The following is a 20,502-nucleotide window of genomic DNA, read 5'->3' as shown; positions in this document are numbered from 1 at the left end:
ATTTAGAGGATTATTAACATGACGACGATGACGAAAGAAGTCTGGTTTGTTACCGGCTCACAACATCTTTATGGTCCTAAGGTGTTAGAAACGGTTGCCAAAGACAGCGAAGCAATTGTAGCGGGCTTAAACAGCGAAGCGAATCTACCGGTAAACTTGGTATGTAAGCCTACCGTTAAGTCACCTGAAGAAATTCATGCTGTTTGCCAGGCGGCAAATACGGATCCTAACTGTGTTGGTTTAGTATTGTGGATGCACACTTTCTCACCTGCGAAAATGTGGATTGCTGGCCTAAGCGAATTACGTAAGCCTTGGTTACACCTTCATACTCAGTTCAATGCAGCCCTTCCTTGGTCTGATATCAACATGAATTACATGAATACGCACCAAAGTGCACACGGTGACCGTGAGTTCGGTTTCATCGGTACTGTCATGCGTAAAGAGCGTAAAGTTGTTGCGGGTCACTGGCAACGTGCTGATGTACAACAGCAGTTAGATGACTGGTGTCGTGCGGCGAAAGGTTGGGCAGAAAGCCAAACACTAAAAGTTGCGCGTTTTGGCGACAACATGCGTCAAGTTGCGGTGACTGAAGGTAACAAAGTTTCAGCGCAAATTACTTTTGGTTATGAAGTACACGCGTTTGGTGTCGCTGAGCTTGTGAAAGTGGTTGATACTATCACTGAAGAAGAAGTTGATGCACAGTTAGAGCTTTATAAGCAAGACTACGTAATTGCTGACGAAACGCTACAAGACGATTACGCAGTGAAAATGCTACGCAACGAAGCGCGTTTAGAGCTTGGTATGGAGCGCTTCTTAGAGAAAGGCGGCTTTAAAGCATTCACAAACTGTTTTGAAGACTTATCAGGTCTTTCTGGTCTTCCGGGTCTTGCTACACAGCGCCTAATGTCGAAAGGCTATGGTTACGGTGGTGAGGGTGACTGGAAAACAGCTGCTATGGTTCGCATCATGAAAGTAATGGGTGAAGGCCGTGACGGCGGTTGTTCATTCATGGAAGATTACACTTACAACATGGGTGAGACTGACCAAGTACTTGGCGCGCACATGTTAGAAGTGTGTCCTTCAATTGCAGCGCAAAAACCACGCCTTGAAGTTCACCAGCACACGATCGGTGTGAAATGTGATGTAGGTCGTTTATTGTTTACTGCAAAACCGGGTGCAGCAATTAACGTATCACCAATTGATATGGGTAACCGTTTCCGTATTCTAATTAACGAAGTAGATACAGTGGCTCCGCCAGCTGATTTACCTCACTTACCGGTTGCTTCAGCGCTTTGGGAACCAAAACCAAATCTATCTGTAGCATCAGCTGCATGGATCCACGCCGGTGGTGCACACCACACTGCATACAGCCAAGCAGTAACAACCGATATGATTGTCGATTTTGCTGAAATGGCTGGCGTTGAAACGATGATCATCGATAACGATACGACGATCCGTGGTTTCAAAACAGAGCTTCGTCATAACGCAGCTTACTACATGCTAAAACGTGGTCTGTAAGAATTAGTACTTTATGTACTAGAACGTGCTGTGTGTGAGCACGTTCACCCCAAATTTTGTTGTCGATTAAGCCAGTGATGAGCCACGCTCTTCGCTGGCTTATGCTATTGTGAAGCGAAACTTTTTAGGAGTAGATATGATCGATTTAAGCGCCTACCAAGGCATAATTTTTGATATGGATGGCACCTTAATTGACTCAATGGGCAGTCACTTACAGGCATGGCAGAAAGCTTGCGAAGCCTATGGCTATCCATTCGATTACGACTACATGTACAGCTTAGGTGGCATTCCGACCGTTAAAACAATTGAAATGCTTAATGAAAAATTTGGCTTAGATCATGACCCTCTAGTTGTGGCAAAAGATAAACACCAATTTTGGGTTGATTTACAGCACCAACCGCTAGTGATTGACGAAACCGTCGCAGTACTTGAAAAGTACCATGGTGTATTACCGATGGGTGTGGGCACAGGTGCTGACCGCGAACATGCAATTGATCATTTAACTGATACCAATTTAATAAATAAAATTGGAGCGTTAGTGACTGCCAGTGATGTAAGTAAAGGCAAGCCAAACCCTGAAACATTCTTAAAAGTGGCAGAGCAATTAGGTGTTGAGCCAAGCCTGTGTGTGGTGTTTGAAGACACGCAAATTGGCTATCAAGCTGCCAAAAGTGCGGGAATGGATTGCATCATGGTGAAAGACGGAAAAATCCAACTTTAGCGATTAAATTTGCAATGGCACCCTTATTTGTATTATAAAACTATAAATACAATTACAAAAAGGTTATTCATATGTCATTGCAATGTGTTTTCCAAGGTTTAAAAACAACTCATCAAACAGCCAGTTCGAACACGAAAAAGTCGCGCGGGCTTTATGCATTGTTGGTGACATGTGGGATTGCCCTTACACCAGCTTGTGCTCATCAAGGAGACAATATGACTACTTCCCCTTCAGCATCAATGACGGCCTATGGCGTACTCGCTGATCAAACGCCAGTTAATCAAGTAACGCTGACTAACAGCAATGGTATTAGTGTTGATGTAATCAACTACGGCGGCATTATCACGCGTATTGAAACACCTGATGCAAAAGGTGAAATGGGTAATATTGTTCTCGGTTTAGATAACCTAGAAGCGTACACAAAAGCGACAACTTACTACGGTGCAATCATCGGTCGTTTTGGTAACCGTATTGCAAACGGTAAATTCACGTTAAATGGCACTGAATACCAATTAGCAACCAACGATGGTGACAACCATTTACACGGTGGTGTGCAAGGTTTCGATAAAAAAGTGTGGAACATGACACCGTTCACGACGCAAAACAGCGCAGGTGTTACCTTAAGCTTAGTGAGCCCTGATGGTGACCAAGGCTACCCGGGTGAAGTGACGACAGAAGTGACTTACACGCTAACGAACAACAACACGCTAGATATGCAGTTTATTGCTACAACAAGCAAGCCTACTATCATCAATATGACACAGCACAGCTACTTCAACCTAGCGGGTAAAGGCGACATTCTTGATCACCAAATGCAAATTAACTCAAAAGCAATTACGCCTGTGGATGGCGGCTTGATCCCAACTGGTGAGGTGATGGATGTGGCTGGCACACCGTTTGACTTCCGTACAGCTAAAGCAATCGGTCAAGATATCAAAGCAAGCAACGAACAACTGAAACTTGGTAAAGGTTATGACCATAACTTTGTGCTTAAAGACACGCCAAGCAATGAGCTTATTGAAGCTGCTACGGTTTACGAAGCAAACTCTGGCCGTACGTTAACAGTTTACACAGAAGAGCCTGCAGTACAGTTTTATTCAGGTAACTTCTTAGACGGTAGTACTGTGCAAGCGTCTGGCTTAGTGCATAATTTTAGAAGTGGTTTTTGTTTAGAGCCACAGCATTTCCCTGATGCACCAAATCAGCCAACGTTCCCAAGCACAACATTATTACCGGGTGAAGTGTATTCAACACGCATCGTGTACGAATTTGGTACAAAATAAAGGAACACAATCGTGAAAACAACAAAGCTTAAAAACGCAATGCAAAAGGCTGGTTTAGCTAGCCTATTTGCCTTGTCGTTTGGTGCTCTGACGGGCTGTCAGACTACGGCTGAAGACAACACAGCCAAAGCAGATGTCGCAGCCGCAGCAAAAGCACCAATCCAAGATAATGGTATTTTTACCAATCCTCTTTTTCCAAATGGCGCCGATCCATGGCTTGAGTACTGGGATGGTAACTATTACCTGACCACAACAACATGGACATCTGAGTTAGTGATGCGTAAATCACCAACACTAGCTGGCCTTGCTGATGCAACCCCAGTCAATGTTTGGTCTGACTCAAACCCTGAGCGTTGTTGTAACTTCTGGGCGTTTGAATTCCATCGTCTAAAAGGGCCAAACGGTTACCGTTGGTACATGATGTACACAGCTGGTACTGATGGCACTCTAGATAACCAACACTTAAATGTATTAGAAAGTGCTGGTGATGATCCTATGGGCCCATATGAATACAAGGGCGCATTAATGCCTAACGTATGGAACATCGACGGTAACTACCTAACGTATAAAGACAAGCTATATGTGATCTACTCACAATGGCAAGGCGATCAGCAATTAAACATTATTGCTGAAATGGAAAACCCATGGACACTGAAAGAGAACTCACCGCATACGGTGATCACGCGTCCTGAGCTAGATTGGGAAATCAGTGGTCGTAAAGTAACTGAAGGCGCTGAAATTTTACAGCACAATGGCCGTACGTTTATGACGTACTCAGCAAGCTTCTGTAATACGCCAGATTACAAACTAGGTATGCTTGAGCTTGTTGGTGACGATCCGCTTAAAGCGAGCAGCTGGAAAAAATACGACAAGCCAGTATTTGAGCGTACAGAAGAAGTGTTTGGCCCTGGCCACAACGGCTTTTTCACATCGCCAGACGGCACAGAAGATTGGTTAGTTTATCACGGTAATGATTCGGTAGAGCACGGTTGTAGTGCGACTCGCTCATTACGCGCACAAAAATTTACTTGGAATGACGATGGCACGCCAAGCTTTGGTAAACCATTAACACCAGGCGTTGAAGTAGCACCGCCATCAGGTGAATACGGTCCACTGGTAACACGAGTGCAAGGTCAGCGCTACCAATTAGTGAATGCAACAAGCGGCTTATGTTTAGATATTGCAGCTGATCCACAAGATGCACGTGCTGTGCAACGTCAGTGTGCGAGCACCAATGGTCAATGGGTTATTGATGCAACAACAGATGGTTTTGTTCGTTTAGCTAACCGTGAAGATAGCAAGTTTTTAGAGCTTGAAAGCTGTAATGATGCCGATAACGCTAAAGTGCAATCTGCAGCATGGCGCAATAACTTCTGCCAGCAATGGAAAGTAGCACCAAGCACAGATGGTAATGTATCTATTACTAACCGTTACACAGGCAAGCCATTAGCGGTTGCGGGCTGTTCTGCTGCACAAAACCAAGCAGTTTTACAGCAAAGCGACGCAACAGCGTGTGGCGACTGGCAATTACGCCCTATGGGTAGTGTTGTAGTATTAAGCCAACAAAGCGGTAAAGCACTTAGTGTGGCCGGTACGGATAAAGTGGGTACCAATGTTGAGCAACAAGCCTATACGCATAAAGATGCACAACAATGGTTCTTCACACCAACAGATACAGGTTATGTGAGCCTTAAACAAAGCGCTGACAGCGAGTTCTGTGCTGCGGTAGCTGATAACGCCTTAGTACCTGGTGCCAACGTAGAAATGGCTTCTTGTACGGCGAAAACAGCACAGTGGCGTATTGCTCCGGTAGAAGGTGGTGGCGTGATGCTAATCAACCGCTACACAAAACAAGCGCTTGGTTTAAGTAACTGTGGTTTAGCTGAAAACACTAACTTCGCACAACAACCTGATTTAGGTAACAAGTGCCAAGTGTTCCATCTGCGTGAACCAAATTAAGTTATAAGTAAAAAATCGACTCAACCAAAGCCACTTCATTTATGAGTGGCTTTTTTTGTGGCTGTCAGCCTTCAGCTGTCAGTTTTTAGCCGAGCGATGTTGTATGTTGGTGATATGTTTGTCTGCTTGATGGGTGTTGATTTCATGACGCGCCAAGCAAGCGTGACGCCTACCACACTACTTGCCTTGCTCATTCTCGGGTAGGTTGGTTTGAGCGAAGCGAAACCCAACATACCCCATCTAAGCCTCTGCAAATCTTTTAATTAATAAAATAACCCAAAGGTTGCCACTGGCCACTATTTTTACTTAGGCTAATTGTTTCAACCGCTTGCTCTTTATTCATGAACTGGCTTTGAAATTGAATGATCACGTATTCGCCATCAGGTGTTCCGGGTAAAGAATCGTACTTCATCAGGCTTAAATTCTTACGTAAAATCACTTTGCCAAGTGGGACACGAACTTGTTTTAACACGTTACTCCAGTTACTTTGCGGCATTGCTTGTTTAAACAATGAGTCTGTTTGCTGCCAGCTTTGCTGATACTGACCATTATCAATTAATACGAGCCAGCTTTTAGCGCGATTTATAACCTCGAGTTCTTTAGCGTTTGCACAAAAGCAGCTTAAAAAAGTGATCAATAAGAGCGTTTTTCTCATAGCAATTCCATTTACTTGTTGTTTATTGAATTCGTCTTGAAGTGTTTTTATGTTACGGCGACGAACAATAAATACTATTCATCAATTGTGCGGTTTATTTTCCCGCAGATAAGCATTTTGACTGCCGATAAATCTTACAGCACATAGCTCAAGGTGCTTTGTACTGTTTTAAACTAATTGATCAAGTAACCCAGCGGATGCCAGCCGTCAGCAGCTTTACTAAGACTTAGCGTTTCAATCACAGCTTCTTTATTCATGAACTCGGTTTGAAACTTGACCACTAAATACTCACCATTTGGCAGACCGGGTAATGAGTCATATTTTGCTGTGCCAAAATAGGTGCGAGACATAACTCGGCCTAAAGGAACGCGTATTTGATTTAAGGCCGTTTGCCAGCGAGCTTTGGGCGTGGTGCTTTGAAAGACCTGATCAGCTTGCTGCCAGCTCTCGTGGTACTCACCCGAATCAACCAAGTTTAACCATGCTCTGGCAGTTGCAATAGGGTTTTCCTCTTCAGCATTGGCAAATAAACAAACCAATAATGATGTCAGTAAAAATAGTTTTTGTAGCGTAAATCCATTTACAGAAAGTAATAAAATTTGACGCATAAGACGCCCTCACTTCGTTCATAGGGTGAATTCATAATACGAATGAGTTGGTCAATTTCTATACTAAAAAAGTGTTAGTAAAGGTGTTTTGGTGAGATTTAAGTGTTGTTTTTTATTTGAACGATCTTTGCAACTGAGTCCTCAAAGTGGCGATGTAGATTAAATTATTAAGTTTATACTGTTGATTTGTTGAGCAAAAAAAGTCGTTTTAACAGCTGCTAAATGTAACGACAATGACCATAAATAACGCTTATTTTTACTGCTAAGGAAGTTTCGTATTTGCGTGCTCGATATTTCAGAGCCCGCATAGTTACTGGGTTTTTGACCCTTTTTTGGGTTTTATGGGAGAAATAAGCGAGGGGAAAGCGACAAGAGTAAAGCTTGAGACGTAAAGCTTATAGCTCAAAACTTACAGCTTCCATCAAACCAGCACACTCATTAGCACTCCTGGGTCGCTAATACCTGCTTCTTTTAGCGCGTCGCTAATTGATTGGCTAAGAGACATTATTTGCGTTTGAATTTCCATAACCATCTTGGTCTGCGTTTCAACTTGCACTTTTACAGCTTCATCTTCTTGGTTTTTGAGCGCTTGCAGTTTGGCTAATTGCTCTTTGGCAAGTTCGAGTTGCTCTTTGAGCTTTTCTAGTTGCTCAACCATTTTGCGAATATGCGCGGGGAGTTCTCTGGTTATTTCATCTTTTTTAGTGGGCTCTACTTCACGACCAGAGAGTGTATTCATCTCTTGGCTGCTGAGTTTGTAGTCTACTTTTGAACTGTTATTACTGCTTGCTGTATCTGCGTTTGAGATAGTTAACGCACTTGCTAATGAGTTAATAGCCATAATGATAGCGATGAAAGTGAATGATATGTACGTATCGGCAAGGGGTACTAAAGCTTTAGAAAAAAGCCGGGTTTTCACCCGGCCTTTCCAGACAACAAATAGTTGAGGTGAGGCAGCTCACCTCACTTTGTTACTCTTGTGCAGCAGCTGCATCGTAGAGTGCTTTTATTTCTTCAGCACTAATCGCACCGTTGAAAATTTTCAGTTCATCGATAGCACCGTTATAAGGTGTATCCCAGTAGTTAACACCGAGTGCAAACTCATTTGTTTCACCAGGAACCGTGAATACGCGCGGGAAGCCACCGGTTTCTAGCTGTAGTTCACCGTTAACATACATCTTCAACACGTCACCGTTGGTACCATCAACAGTGAATGCAACGTGAGTCCACTCTTTTGCAGGAATACGGCTATCTAGTTCTGCATTATCGAAGAAGGCCCCGTTATTTGCCCATAAACGAGTTAGGCCTGTACCAGCCATAGATGGCACATAACTTAACCAAGCGTTAGCACTTGCTCCGGCAAAAAATACGGATGTGTAATCTGTGAAGCTTTCAGGTTTAAGCCACATAGATACAGAGTAGTCATTGGTAGTGATTAGGTTATCCGGTAGACGAACACCTGAACCTTCAAGGAATACTGCTTGGCCAATAATACCGTCAACATAGCTCACGCTACCGCCTGTATTATTGATGAAACCACCGGTTGATTTACCTGCCGCGTATGCGCCGTTTAATGCACTTAGGTCACCTTCAAAGCTGTATTCAGCAGGCGCAAGTGATTTTAAGGTTACATCGAATGACTTAGTATCAGTAAAGTCTTTGTACTTAATGGTTGCAGTTAATGTCACAACTTGGTCGCCAGCAGACGCGCTAGGTTGTGTCACAACAGCAGTGCCATTAACAGGTTTTAAGTACTCTTCGTTGTTTGACGTCCAGCTAATACCAGACACGAATGGACCTACACGTGGTAACTCAAAGCTTTCACGTACTGCAGATAAGTCACCTAAATCAAGTGCACTCTTAATGAATGCAGGGAAGTTATCTGGGTTGGTTTGGTTTGTCATTGCTGCAGCATTAATATTAAAACTATTAAGGGCATAGTCATATACAATGAATTCATCAATTTGACCTTGGAAAGGTAAATCCCAGCCGTAGTTCACACCCAGAGCAAAGTTACTAGATTCATGGCTGAACATATCTGGGCGAGGCATAGAGCCAACTAAGACCCCATCCGAGTAATAGTTCATAATCCCTTCATCATAGCTAATGGCCACATGAGTCCATTCGCTTTGAGTTGCTTTTTGTGTATGAACTATTTGATTCCATAGCTCTTCACCATTATCACCAAGATAAAAACTCCAAATTAATGGGTTTTCGGTAAAATGAGCAGCTCCACCAGGTATGTAGCTAATCCAACGATTGGCATTTTCTGCTGCAAAGAATAGTGGTGTGTAAGGAGTGAGTGTGTCTGGTTTTGACCAAAAAGAAACGGTAAAACTGTCAGAGTTAATGATTTCATCAGGTAAGCGTACGCCGGTTGCACCATCAAAGTTAAAGGCTTTACCTGTTTGACCTTCTGCGTATGCAGCTGTACCAGCACCCACATTTAACAGGTTGTTATCTGTTACACCAGCATCATCAAGGTTACCTAAGCCATCACTTAACGAATCTTCAAACGCATAGTGTGCAATCGCATTTTTAAACTCAGGGCGCGCCTCAAGGTTTACATTAAAAGTCTTGGTTGTGCTCTCGCCATTTAAAGAGATATTAGCCGTTAAAGTAACCGCTTTATCGCCGCGGTCTGGTGTTGGAATAAATACAGAGCCTTCACTGGTGATGTAGTATTCATCACTACTTTCCCAGTTAATTGCAGCACCATCTTTACCTTTTGTTGGTAATGAATAGCCTTCGTCTGCAATTGATAATTCCGTTTTAATATCAAGCGCTTCTTGAACAGTACCCAGTACGTTAGCAGTATCTGTGATTTCATCACGTTTACTTGCCCAAATGGTAGCACCTTCGCTTGATGTGGCCGATACAGTGACCGCCATCGCTTTAGTTGCATCATCCCATTGCCATTTAGCTACGCCAAAGTAAGTACCAGAATCTAACTCAAGTTTAATATTTGAGTCATCAATCATGTACCAGATACCTGGGTCATCACCGGTTACTGAGTGATCTTCGTTTAAAGCAATATGCATTGAACGAATAGCATCTGTGTTTACATCGTTACCATGGTTGATAAATTTGTAGTAACCATAAAGTTCATCAGCAACAACCATGTTGTCGCCTTCAAGCGGCACATAACGTTGCGGTGAAGCCATTGGCCAACCTAATGAGTTAATAAACATTTCATGTACACGAACTTGGTGCGCTGCAGTATTTTCAGGGAACTCAGTAGACGTTTGTGGGAAACGTGTATGCGTTACTAAGATATGACGACCTGTCGCTTCATCATAGTAAGCAGAGTTATGGCCTGGTGATTGGTAGCCCCACGCTGGTGCTGTTTCGCCAAGTTCTTGCGTGTACTCAAAGCCGCCCATTAGTTTTTCGCCGACCTCTAGGCCGCCTATAGCTGCAATGTCATTACCTGCGTTATCTAAGTAAGGGCCATCAGGTGTTTTAGAGCGAGCAACACGGATGTTGTAACCACCGTTAAGATCAAACCCTGCAACTGAGAAGAATAGGTAGTAGTATTCACTTTCTGGGCTGTACATTACAAATGCCCCTTCCATTGCGCGGAAGTCACCGCCTACAAGCTTTTTACCATACCCTTGGCCTGCTTCTGGCATACCCGTTTCTTCGTCCATTGCTAGCACGAAAATACCGCCAGAGTAAGAGCCGTAAACCATCCAAAGTTTGCCGTCAGCATCGTAGAAGGCAGCAGGATCAATGGCATTAGGATCAACGGCACCGTTCCATGTTGTTTGGCCGTTATCAAGTGGGTATGCTGTAAATTCTGCTTCTGAGCGATAACCGCTGCGTAAGAAAATGCCTTTGTTTTTATACGGGCCTTCAATATTGTCCGCTTCAGCTAAACCAAGGTAAGAGCGATTCCAGCACACTTCATCAACAACATCCGGTGTATCTGGGTTGTCTTGTGCACAGTGGTTATAGTAGAACCAAAACTTGCCATTTGGTGCCTGAATAACATCAGCAGCCCAGTTTCCAGTGAAACCGTCTGTCCATTCGATGCCTTCGGCAATTTCAGCTGTGTAGTTGTAATCAAATAGCGGACTTTCATTAACAGCTTCGTTAGCTGAAAGACTCGAAATCATTTCCCAGTTCAAGAGATCAGTTGATTTAGCGGCAGCAAGGTGTGAACCAAAAATATAATAAGTGTCGTCAACTTTAACGACAGAAGGATCGTGCACGCTTACATTGGTAACCATTACGCTACCTGATTCAGTGTATTCAACACTGCTGCTTACTGTCGGTTTTGCACTTTGCGGGTCGGCAACCGCTGGTGCTGTGTCAAGCTTAGTACCATCTTCTTTGCCACAACCTGTAACAGCCAAAGAGCAGGCTATGACCATGGCTAATTTATTTAATTTCATTTTATGTGTCCTCTTGAAACTGGGATTCATTTTTTTATTCGATTGTTGTCAATAAAATTGCCGCGTGCCTATATCAAACTAATAAGAACGTAGTATTGTAATTTTATAGTACGATTTAAAATGTGCAAATACTTTTGCAAAGGTAATTGATATGTAAACACGAGGTGTCAGTGTTTACAATATGTACAGCGTGATTTTAATTTTTTCAAGTTGCCAGTTTTGGCGTTTTTTTCGCTGTTTTTGCTCTATTAGGGAAGTTTTTTGCTTATCTGCAAGTGAGGATTTTCCGGTAAATTTGTTTATTTGTATTACATTTGAGCACTAAAAAGGGCTCTTTAAGAGCCCCTCTTGAGATTACTTGTCTTGTTTACTTAGACCTTCAGTGGTCATGATAATACGTTTAAGTGTGCCATCTTCGTTGTAATAAAGCGGCTCAATCGCCACTGAACGGCGAAAACGCCCGCCACTTGGTTTGCCATCAATTGGTGGTACGGCACCAGTATGGTAAATAAAGTAGTCTTTACCTTTGTATTCGATGATTGATTGGTGGTTGGTTTCGCTGTTACCTGCGATCTCATTCAAGATACCTTTATATTCCCACGGGCCATGAATGCTTTTACTCATGGCATAACAGATCTTCTCAGGGAACTCACATGCGTACGATACATAGTAGTTGTCGTTTTTCTTATGAACCCATAACGCTTCGGTAAAGTTAGGTAAGTCTAGCGTTTTAATTTCACCATCAAGAGAGAGTAAATCGTCGCTTAGCTTTACGTATTTTGGCATTAAGTTACCAAAGAACATGTAAGTATCGCCGTTTTCTTCTGTATATATAGCAGGGTCGATGTCGTCCCAATCATTTGGCGTATGCTTGGTCATGTCATCGGTAACCAGTGCATGGCCAATTGCATCTTTAAATGGACCCGTTGGTGATTTAGAAGTAGCAACACCAATTGCAAAACCTGGTTTTGTATCGTTGTGGCGAACAGTTGTAAAGAAGTAGAAAGTGCCATCACGCTCAATCATATGTGAAGCCCATGCTTCACCTTTTGCCCATTTAAAGTCTGTTGCTTTCATGATTGGACCGTGTTTTTTCCAGTTAACCATATCTGTTGATGAAAAGGCTAACCAGTCATGCATTTCAAAAAATACGTCATTATTAGGTGCTTCATCATGACCTGTATAAAGGTATACGGTGTCGTTATGAACAAGTGCTGCAGGATCTGCAGTAAATACATCGGTGAATAATGGGTTTTGTGCAACGGCTAAGCTGCTCGAAAAAAGCAATGGCAGCGCTAACGCTTTCAATTTCTTCATGAGTGTCCTCTGTGATTAATAATTGTTGTTCGAACTGCTGCTTTTGTACTTAAGGCTCGCTCTAAGTGACCAGATAATACACAGTGTACGCCTGATTATACTGAGTAACTGATTGTTTACATCAAAACAAATCAGCAAAAGTGCAGCAAAAAATAGCTCTATATTGTATTATTGTATTTTAATCATGGTAGCACCAAAATACGCCGAGTAAATAACTTGTTAGCCCTTTTTTGTTGCTCTAGATGAGTGAAAGACAAATTAAATAAGCAAACCAGTAAACGCTAAGTGGCTGATAATAATGGGTCTTAATAAATTCCCAAAACAAAAACGCAGCACGCTTTGAGTTTGTAACATGTTATAATTGCAACGTTTTTTGTAAACATAATGACAGTTATTTTAATTTGGCTTTTTGAGTTGACTGTTAAATAATCATACAATATGATTAAAGTTCAGGCAGCAATGTATTAACATAAAAAATATAGACACACTCGCGCACCGTTTTGACAACACACGATGCACAATGCAGTGGTCACTCTTCGGTAACTGAATGGGGAAAGTTCAGCGGACCGATATAACTATAATTTGGAGAACACCGCTTATGTTTAAAAGAACACACATAGCCAGTGCTGTAGTTATGGCATTTACCTGTCAATTTGCTTTTGCGCAGGAGGAAACACCAAAAACTCCTGATAATAACGTCGATGAGATGGAAGTCATTCAAGTATCAGGTATTCGCGGCAGTTTAAACAAAGCGCTAGATGAAAAACGTGCAAGCGTTCAAATCGTGGATGCAATTGTTGCTGAAGATATTGGCAAATTCCCTGATAACAACGTAGTTGAAGCACTACAACGTGTAACAGGTGTACAAACAACGGGCCGTGGTGCTGGTGAAGTAAGCGCGGTTTCAATCCGTGGTCTTACTGATGTTAATACCACAGTTAATGGTCGTGCTATCTTTACAGGTGCGGGTCGTGATGTGGCACTGCAAGACATTCCTGCAAGTTTACTTTCAGGCGTAACAGTTTATAAAACCCGTTCGGCGGATCAAATCGAACGTGGTATCGCAGGTGCGATTGATATTAAAACTCACCGTCCTTTCAACTTCGAAGGTGAAAAAGTTGTTTTAGCGGCACGTGCGATTTACTCTGATCAACCCGATGAAGTTGATCCAAATATCAGTGCATTACTCTCTAACCGTTGGGAAATCGACGGTGCTGGTGAGTTTGGTGCGTTAGTTAATATTTCATACGCTGAAACACATTACCGCGATGATTCTATGACTGCGGGCGCTGCATTTCCATTCTTTACTGATAAACCGCAGGCTAATTATTCGCCGTATTCACGTATACCGAATGAATTTTGGACTCAAGGTACTGAGTTAGGCCTACCTACTGCATCAGGTTCTACTTTAGATGTAAATGGTGAGCCAACTGAATATTTACTAGCGCGTGATGCAATTTTTGGTGCTTCATACACAGGTCTTCGTAAACGTCCTGCCGCGTCTGTATCTTTACAGTGGGCACCAGATGAAACCCTCGAAATTACAGCAGAAGGTTTCTATACAGGTTACGAAAACGAATCGCAAAATGCGATGTGGTTCTCAAATACTTTTGAAAACGGCAACGGCTTTATTGAAACGCCAACCGTGTTTGATGGCACTAACGTAATTAAAGAAAAGCAAGCAATTGGAGCAGGTGGCTTCCAAAGTGGCGATTTTTCATACGGTAAAACAGATAGCTACTTATATGCTCTAGGAGCCGAGTGGCAAGCAAGCGATTATCTCACCATCAACACTGAAGTTGTTTACCAAGACAGTGAGTACGAAACAGATTTTTTTGCAATGCGCTTTGACCGTAGAGCTTATGGCTTAGACGTTGACTTTAACGATAAAGACGGTGTACCAGGTATCGCGTTTTGGGATAACCCAAATACAGCGGTAAACGAAGCAGATATGGCTGCTATCGAAAACTGGAATGCCGGCACTATTTATGACAATGGCGGCGGTAATGCCGGTGATGCACTAACCTTCACATTTGATGCAGAATATCTTATTGGCGGCGCTATCTTCGATAAAGTGAAGTTTGGTGGTCGTTACGAAAAACGTACAGCGCAAGAATACACACGTGGTCAAGATGCTGGCATTGCTAACACTTCTTTAGCAAGTTTTATTGAACAGCTAGCAGCTGCGGGTGCATCCGGCGATGGTACAGGCGTTGTATTCCAGGTTGATGATTATTTCGATGGCCGCGCTGACGTATTCAACAGCTTTATAACTGCTGATGGTGGATACATGCTAGATAACGGCGATGCTGTTCGTAGTGTTTATGGCATTGAAGCTGAGGACGTATACAAAACATTTGATATCGAAGAAAATTCATACGCGCTTTATGCAACAACTAACTTCTTCTTAACGGAAGATATTAGCGGTGAATTTGGCTTACGTTATGTAAGCTACGAGCAAGATATGGACTTTGTTGCTGAATCTGGCGGAATGAACTCAAACGTTTTTGAAGAAAGCTCAGCAAGTGCTGATAGCAGCGCATTACTACCAAGCTTTGTGCTTAACTGGAACATCACAGATGATGTAGTGGGTCGTGTTGCGTACACAGAAACATTACGTATGCCTAACTTTGCTGACTTAAACGCGCTGCAATACTGGTACGATCCTCTAACAGAAGGTGCAACATACGGTACAGGTAATGGTGGTAACCCAGAGCTTAAACCTACAGAATCAAAGAACTACGACGTATCACTTGAGTGGTACTTCGCAGATACAAGCTCACTTTATGCTGCTTATTTTAAACGTGAAATTGAAGGCTTAGTTGTTGCGGGTCGTAAGCAAGTTGTGCGCGAAGGTGATGACGGCGTAACACGTCCATATGTATTAAGCGCACCAGTGAATGCTTCAAACGGTGAGTTGTCTGGTTTAGAAATTGGTTTAGTTTACTTCCCTGAAAATTTACCAGATTACTTAAACGGTTTTGGTGTGCAAGCAAGCTACACGATGCTTGATTCAGAACAGGATACACCAGAATTCAATGAGCTAGGTGAAATCTCTGGTTATGTTGATTCGCAAATGGCCGGTGTTTCTGATGAATCGTACAGCATCGTAGGTATCTACGAGCGTGATTCATTCGACATGCGTTTATCTTATGTGTGGCGTTCTGAGTTCTACACAGGTAACGAAGCGGCAATCTTTGCTAATCCAATTCAGTTTTGGAGTCGTCCTGAGCAAAGCTTAGACTTCCAATTTAGCTACAATGTGAATGATGATTTAGTGGTTACTTTTGATGCAACGAACATCCTAGATGACGTATATCAAAACTACTATGGTGAAGGTAACGACAACCTATTTAACTTTGGTAATGGTATCTACTCACGAACGTTTGCACTTGGCGCACGTTATTCTTTCTAAATTTCTAAAATAGACCCAAAACCCCGGCTTTGCTGGGGTTTTTTATTGGTTTTTATAAACCAAACTATCGGTCGAAAAGAGTTGCGATTTAATAAGTATGATAATACTATTAATTAGATTGGCATTAAATTTACAAAAATAACGAACGCTATGGCCAAGCTGTGTAATATCTAAGGCTGTAAATTTATTTGATGCGCAATGTTGATGGTTTTCGACATTGCTTGAAATAGTGAGTTGCGACTCATTATTGACCAATTAGGGTGTTGTTGTATGGAATCTCAAAAGTTATCCGTTGTAGAAAAGGTCGGCTTTGGTGCCGGTGACATGGCAGTGAATGTCATGGTTGCAGCGTTATTCTATTTTATGTCTTTCTTTTACACCGATATCTACGGGCTTGATCCGGTTGATATGGGGGTGTTGTTTTTAGTGGCGCGTTTTGTTGATGCCTTTACCGATCCATTAATGGGAGTGATCACCGACAAAGTGAAAACTCGTTGGGGTCAGTTCCGTCACTGGTTCTTATTTTTATCTGTGCCATATGGTTTGTCGGTCGTACTGTTATTTACTACGCCTGATTTCGACTACAACATGAAGTTGGCTTGGGCTTATGCCACTTACCTGTTTGCAACCTTGATGTTTACCGGTGTTGCCATTCCTTATATTTCTTACATTGGTGTATTAACCGCTGATCCTAAAGAACGTTTGTCAGCCAACGGCTACCGTATGTTCTTCGCTAAAATTGCTAATGTAATAATCGTATTTTCAGTGCCGCTACTTGCCTCATATTGGGGTGATGGCAGCTTGTCGTATGGTTATAAACTGGCAATGGCATTGGTATCGGCATGTGCCGTAGCACTATTTTTGTTTTGCTTCTTTACTACTCGCGAACGTATTACTCATGAGCCACAAACCGAAGGTGTACTTACGCAATTAAAAGTACTTATTAAAAATGACCAATGGTTACTACTGTGTGCAGCATGTGTGCTTGGTACGCTTGGCTATGCGATCCGTGGCAGTGTTGCTATGTATTACGCAACGTATTATTTAGGTGTACCAGATTTAGCGGGGGCCTTTACGAGTGCGGGTATTGCAGCATCTATTGTCTCAATGGTGGCAAGTACGTGGATCACCCAGCGTTACTGTAAAATGAAGCTATTCCGTCAATCACAAATTGCCGTGCTATTCATCTCATTGCTAATGTACTTTGTGGTGCAACCGGGCGATGTAATGATGGCGTTTGTGCTTTATATCATCTTGTCATTTGTGGTTGATTTACATGCACCTGTGTTCTGGTCTGCTATTGCTGAAGCCGTAGATTACGGTGAAATTAAAGACGGCGTCCGTGCATCGGGTCTATCGTTTGGTGGTATTTCATTCTGCCAAAAAGCAGGGGGCGGTTTAGCTGGTTTAGCGGGTGGTTTATTACTGGCATTTTTTGAGTACAAGCCTAACGTTGAGCAAACCGAATTTACACTAATGGGCTTAGCACTGATGCTAACTATCATTCCTGGTGTATTCCACGCCTTGCTAGGTCTGATCTTGAAAAAATACAAAATTACCGATGAGTACTATACGGATATGGTTATTCATAAACGCCTACCAAAATAACTACTCTTTAAACGCACACACTTAAAAAGTGTGTGCGCTTTGCTCTTTAAAATAACAATTCGCTGGGAGACAACAGTATGAACACATTCAAAGTTAGCTATTTGGCAAGCGTTTGCGCTGCAATATTAACTGTGAGCGGTTGCAGTGAAATGCCAACTGACAGTAAACAAGCTGCTTCTGTTGAGCATGCTGAACATACCAGCGAACAACATTTATTTGCCCTCAAGCAAATAAGTTTAAGTGCCAGCCCGTTTTTACATGCACAACAAACGAATGTGCGTTATTTATTAGCACTTCATCCTGATCAGCTGCTTGCTCCTTATCTGCGTGAAGCAGGCCTTGAGCCAAAAGCGCCAAACTATGGCAACTGGGAAAGTACAGGACTTGATGGGCATATTGGCGGTCATTATCTTTCTGCCTTGAGCCTTGCGTGGGCTGCCACAGGTGATGAAGAATTAAAGCAGCGTTTAGATTATATGCTGAGTGAGCTGGATCGCACTCAACAAGCCACAGGTGGTTACTTAGGCGGTATCCCAAATGGCGATGAAATGTGGCAGCAGATTGAAAGAGGTGAAATAAAAGCCGATTTATTCAGCTTAAACGACCGCTGGGTACCACTTTATAACATAGATAAAATCTTCCATGGCTTGCGTGATGCATACGACGTGGCAGGCAGTGATAAAGCCAAACAAATGCTATTTAAGTTAGGCGAATGGTTCTTAGCGACCACTGCTAAGCTAACTGATGAGCAAGTTCAACAAATGCTGTATTCAGAGCATGGTGGCTTAAATGATGTTTTTGCTGATATGTATTTTATCAGTGACGATGAGCGCTACTTAAAACTAGCCCGACAGTTCTCTCATAACATCATTATTGAACCGTTGTTACATAAAGAAGATAAGTTAACTGGCCTGCATGCCAATACACAAATACCAAAAATTATTGGTATGTTGAAAGTGGCTAATGCCAGCGATGATAAAGCATGGCAGCAAGGTGCTGACTTTTTCTGGAAAACAGTAAGCCAAGAGCGCTCAGTATCTATTGGCGGTAACTCGGTACGTGAGCATTTTCATGATAAAAGTGACTTCACGCCCATGGTTGAAGATGTTGAAGGCCCAGAAACCTGCAACACTTACAACATGATGAAACTGAGTAAATTATTGTTCTTAAAAACCGGTGATACGCGCTATTTAGACTATTATGAGCGCGCCACATATAACCATATTTTATCGTCACAACACCCAGAGCATGGTGGTCTTGTTTACTTTACCTCAATGCGCCCTGGGCATTACCGCATGTATTCGTCAGTGCAAGATTCTATGTGGTGTTGCGTAGGCTCAGGTATTGAAAATCACAGCAAATATGGTGAGCTGATTTATAGCAATACCGGTAAAGAGTTATGGGTAAACTTGTTTATTCCAAGCACGTTAAATTGGCAGCAGCAGGGTTTACAGATCACGCAAGACAGCCAATTCCCAGATGATAACAAGGTCTCACTTACTGTGAATCGCTTGTCTGAAGAGCAAAGCTCTGAGTCGGTAATTCATATTCGTAAACCGTCTTGGCAACAGGGTGAGCTGAGCTTTACTTTAAATGGACAGGCTGTAAGCGCAACCGAAAATGACGGTTATTACAGTATCAGCCATGCATGGCAAAGCGGTGATAAGCTTGCTTTTGAACTTAGCCCTAAGCTTTATACTGAGCAGCTACCTGATGGTCAGCATTATTATTCTGTGATGTACGGACCTGTTGTAATGGCTACTAAAGTACACGCTTTTGCAAATGAAAAGCTTAACTTTGTTGCTGACAATAGCCGCATGGGCCACATAGCCGCAGGACCAACTTGTCCGCCAGAGGCTCTGCCAATCATGCTGAGTGAGCCAGAAAAATTTATTGCCGATCTCACTCGTAAACCGAGCCAAGAGCTTGCATTTATCGCCGATAAAAATGTGGCGATTGCTAAACAAGGTATCGATAACACCAAAAGTACTGAGCTAATTCCGTTCTTCCGTTTACACGATAGCCGCTATCAAGTGTATTGGCCGCAGCAAAGCAAAGCTCAGTTCACGCAATTTGTTGCCAATGCAAAAGCTGTTGAACAAGCGAAAGAGCAACTTCGTTTATTAACCGTTGATCAAATTACGCCGGGTGAGCAACAACCTGAAGTTGAACACGACTTTAAAGGTGAAGGAACCCGTGCAGGTGTCAATAATGGTCATCACTGGCGCGATGCGACAGGTTGGTTTGAGTATCAGCTTAGTAACCCAGAACAAAAAGCGGTTGCTTTGCGTGTTCGCTATTTTATTGGCGATGTGGACCGTCATTTCTCTATTAATTTAAATGGTGAGCAATTAGCTGCAGTTAGTTTGCCCGTAGGCAAGCCAACTGATGAGTTCTACACCATTGATTACCCATTAACAGAGGCAATGAAAAAGTCGAAAACGCTTACCTTACGTTTTGCTGCCGACAAAGACTCTGTTGCTGGTGGTATCTATGGTATTCGTTTAATCAACACACAATAAAGAGTTGGCTATGTTAAGCAACAATGTGTTTGCGACGGCTAAAGAGCATGTTTTACCGTCGCTTTTAGATAACAACGCTGAGCAACACAGTTTTTATCACACACCCACAGGGCTTGGTTATCGAATAATTGAGCAAGGTCAGGGGGATAAACCTAGTTGGGATGCCACAGTGGTTGTGCATCAACGGGTTACACTTAAAAATGGTCGGGTGTTATTCGATACTCGCAAGCAAGGTGCTGCTGTAGAGTACGAAATTGCAGAGGCGATAGTGGGCTTACAAGAGGCGCTGCAATTAATGAATAAAGGCAGTCGCTTTGAGATTTTAATACCTGCGCACCTTGCACGTGATGTGTATAGCTCTTTTATTGACGAGAAGCATCAGCAAGGCTGTCAAAGCCCCATGCTAGTTGATATTACTTTGCTTGATTTTAATTAATAGTACCTTCTTGGAACCTCAAACTAGGTCACTTAAGTAAATAAAAAACCTGCAATTTTGCAG

14 protein-coding genes are annotated in these 20,502 nt (G+C 42.6%); 9 read left to right on the top strand and 5 right to left on the bottom strand.

Going from position 1 to position 20,502, the window contains the following annotated elements:
• Positions 1-18 precede the first annotated feature (18 nt).
• The 5 genes from araA to J8Z25_RS16795 all read left to right on the top strand — a co-directional run bounded on the left by araA (position 19) and on the right by J8Z25_RS16795 (position 5,685).
• Positions 19-1,518 (top strand): L-arabinose isomerase, encoded by a 1,500-nt coding sequence (araA, locus tag J8Z25_RS16815; RefSeq protein ID WP_130050172.1) that lies wholly within the window; start codon positions 19-21, stop codon positions 1,516-1,518.
• A gap of 136 nt (positions 1,519-1,654) precedes the next feature.
• Positions 1,655-2,239: an HAD family hydrolase gene (locus J8Z25_RS16810; RefSeq protein WP_130050173.1), complete on the top strand. Its 585-nt coding sequence runs from the start codon at positions 1,655-1,657 to the stop codon at positions 2,237-2,239.
• A gap of 215 nt (positions 2,240-2,454) precedes the next feature.
• Complete coding sequence (locus J8Z25_RS16805) at positions 2,455-3,522, top strand: aldose epimerase family protein (protein WP_250661460.1); 1,068 nt, start codon at positions 2,455-2,457, stop codon at positions 3,520-3,522.
• A gap of 12 nt (positions 3,523-3,534) precedes the next feature.
• The gene (locus tag J8Z25_RS16800) at positions 3,535-5,481 is read left to right on the top strand and encodes a family 43 glycosylhydrolase (protein ID WP_250661459.1); all 1,947 of its coding nucleotides are present in this window, start codon (positions 3,535-3,537) and stop codon (positions 5,479-5,481) included.
• Positions 5,482-5,538: 57 nt separating this feature from the next.
• Entirely contained in the window at positions 5,539-5,685 is a 147-nt protein-coding gene (locus J8Z25_RS16795) for a hypothetical protein (RefSeq protein ID WP_250661458.1), read from the top strand.
• 55 nt (positions 5,686-5,740) lie between these two features.
• On the opposite strand, the gene J8Z25_RS16790 is transcribed toward J8Z25_RS16795, so the two are convergent.
• The 5 genes from J8Z25_RS16790 to J8Z25_RS16770 all read right to left on the bottom strand — a co-directional run bounded on the left by J8Z25_RS16790 (position 5,741) and on the right by J8Z25_RS16770 (position 12,458).
• Positions 5,741-6,136 (bottom strand): DUF4019 domain-containing protein, encoded by a 396-nt coding sequence (locus J8Z25_RS16790; protein WP_250661457.1) that lies wholly within the window; start codon positions 6,134-6,136, stop codon positions 5,741-5,743.
• Positions 6,137-6,309: 173 nt separating this feature from the next.
• Entirely contained in the window at positions 6,310-6,744 is a 435-nt protein-coding gene (locus tag J8Z25_RS16785; RefSeq protein WP_130050177.1) for a DUF4019 domain-containing protein, read from the bottom strand.
• A gap of 421 nt (positions 6,745-7,165) precedes the next feature.
• Positions 7,166-7,663, bottom strand: coding sequence for a hypothetical protein (locus tag J8Z25_RS16780; RefSeq protein ID WP_250661456.1), 498 nt, complete (start codon positions 7,661-7,663; stop codon positions 7,166-7,168).
• A gap of 52 nt (positions 7,664-7,715) precedes the next feature.
• Positions 7,716-11,141, bottom strand: a complete 3,426-nt coding sequence (locus J8Z25_RS16775; RefSeq protein ID WP_250661455.1) for a LamG-like jellyroll fold domain-containing protein — start codon at positions 11,139-11,141, stop codon at positions 7,716-7,718.
• A gap of 354 nt (positions 11,142-11,495) precedes the next feature.
• Complete coding sequence (locus J8Z25_RS16770; protein WP_054562986.1) at positions 11,496-12,458, bottom strand: glycoside hydrolase family 43 protein; 963 nt, start codon at positions 12,456-12,458, stop codon at positions 11,496-11,498.
• Between the two features lie 598 nt (positions 12,459-13,056).
• On the opposite strand from J8Z25_RS16770, the gene J8Z25_RS16765 reads away from it, so the two are divergent.
• The 4 genes from J8Z25_RS16765 (at position 13,057) to J8Z25_RS16750 (ending at position 20,439) form a co-directional block, all read left to right on the top strand.
• Positions 13,057-15,873: a TonB-dependent receptor gene (locus J8Z25_RS16765; RefSeq protein WP_130050179.1), complete on the top strand. Its 2,817-nt coding sequence runs from the start codon at positions 13,057-13,059 to the stop codon at positions 15,871-15,873.
• A 270-nt stretch (positions 15,874-16,143) separates the two neighbouring features.
• Positions 16,144-17,481: an MFS transporter gene (locus J8Z25_RS16760; RefSeq protein WP_130050180.1), complete on the top strand. Its 1,338-nt coding sequence runs from the start codon at positions 16,144-16,146 to the stop codon at positions 17,479-17,481.
• 77 nt (positions 17,482-17,558) lie between these two features.
• Positions 17,559-20,003 (top strand): glycoside hydrolase family 127 protein, encoded by a 2,445-nt coding sequence (locus J8Z25_RS16755; RefSeq protein WP_250661454.1) that lies wholly within the window; start codon positions 17,559-17,561, stop codon positions 20,001-20,003.
• A 10-nt stretch (positions 20,004-20,013) separates the two neighbouring features.
• Entirely contained in the window at positions 20,014-20,439 is a 426-nt protein-coding gene (locus tag J8Z25_RS16750; protein ID WP_250661453.1) for an FKBP-type peptidyl-prolyl cis-trans isomerase, read from the top strand.
• Positions 20,440-20,502: the final 63 nt, after the last annotated feature.

It is taken from the genome of Pseudoalteromonas sp. SCSIO 43101 (genome assembly GCF_023650775.1).
GTDB classification, from domain to species: Bacteria; Pseudomonadota; Gammaproteobacteria; order Enterobacterales; family Alteromonadaceae; genus Pseudoalteromonas; species Pseudoalteromonas apostichopi.
This window is presented reverse-complemented; position numbering and strand designations above follow the sequence as displayed.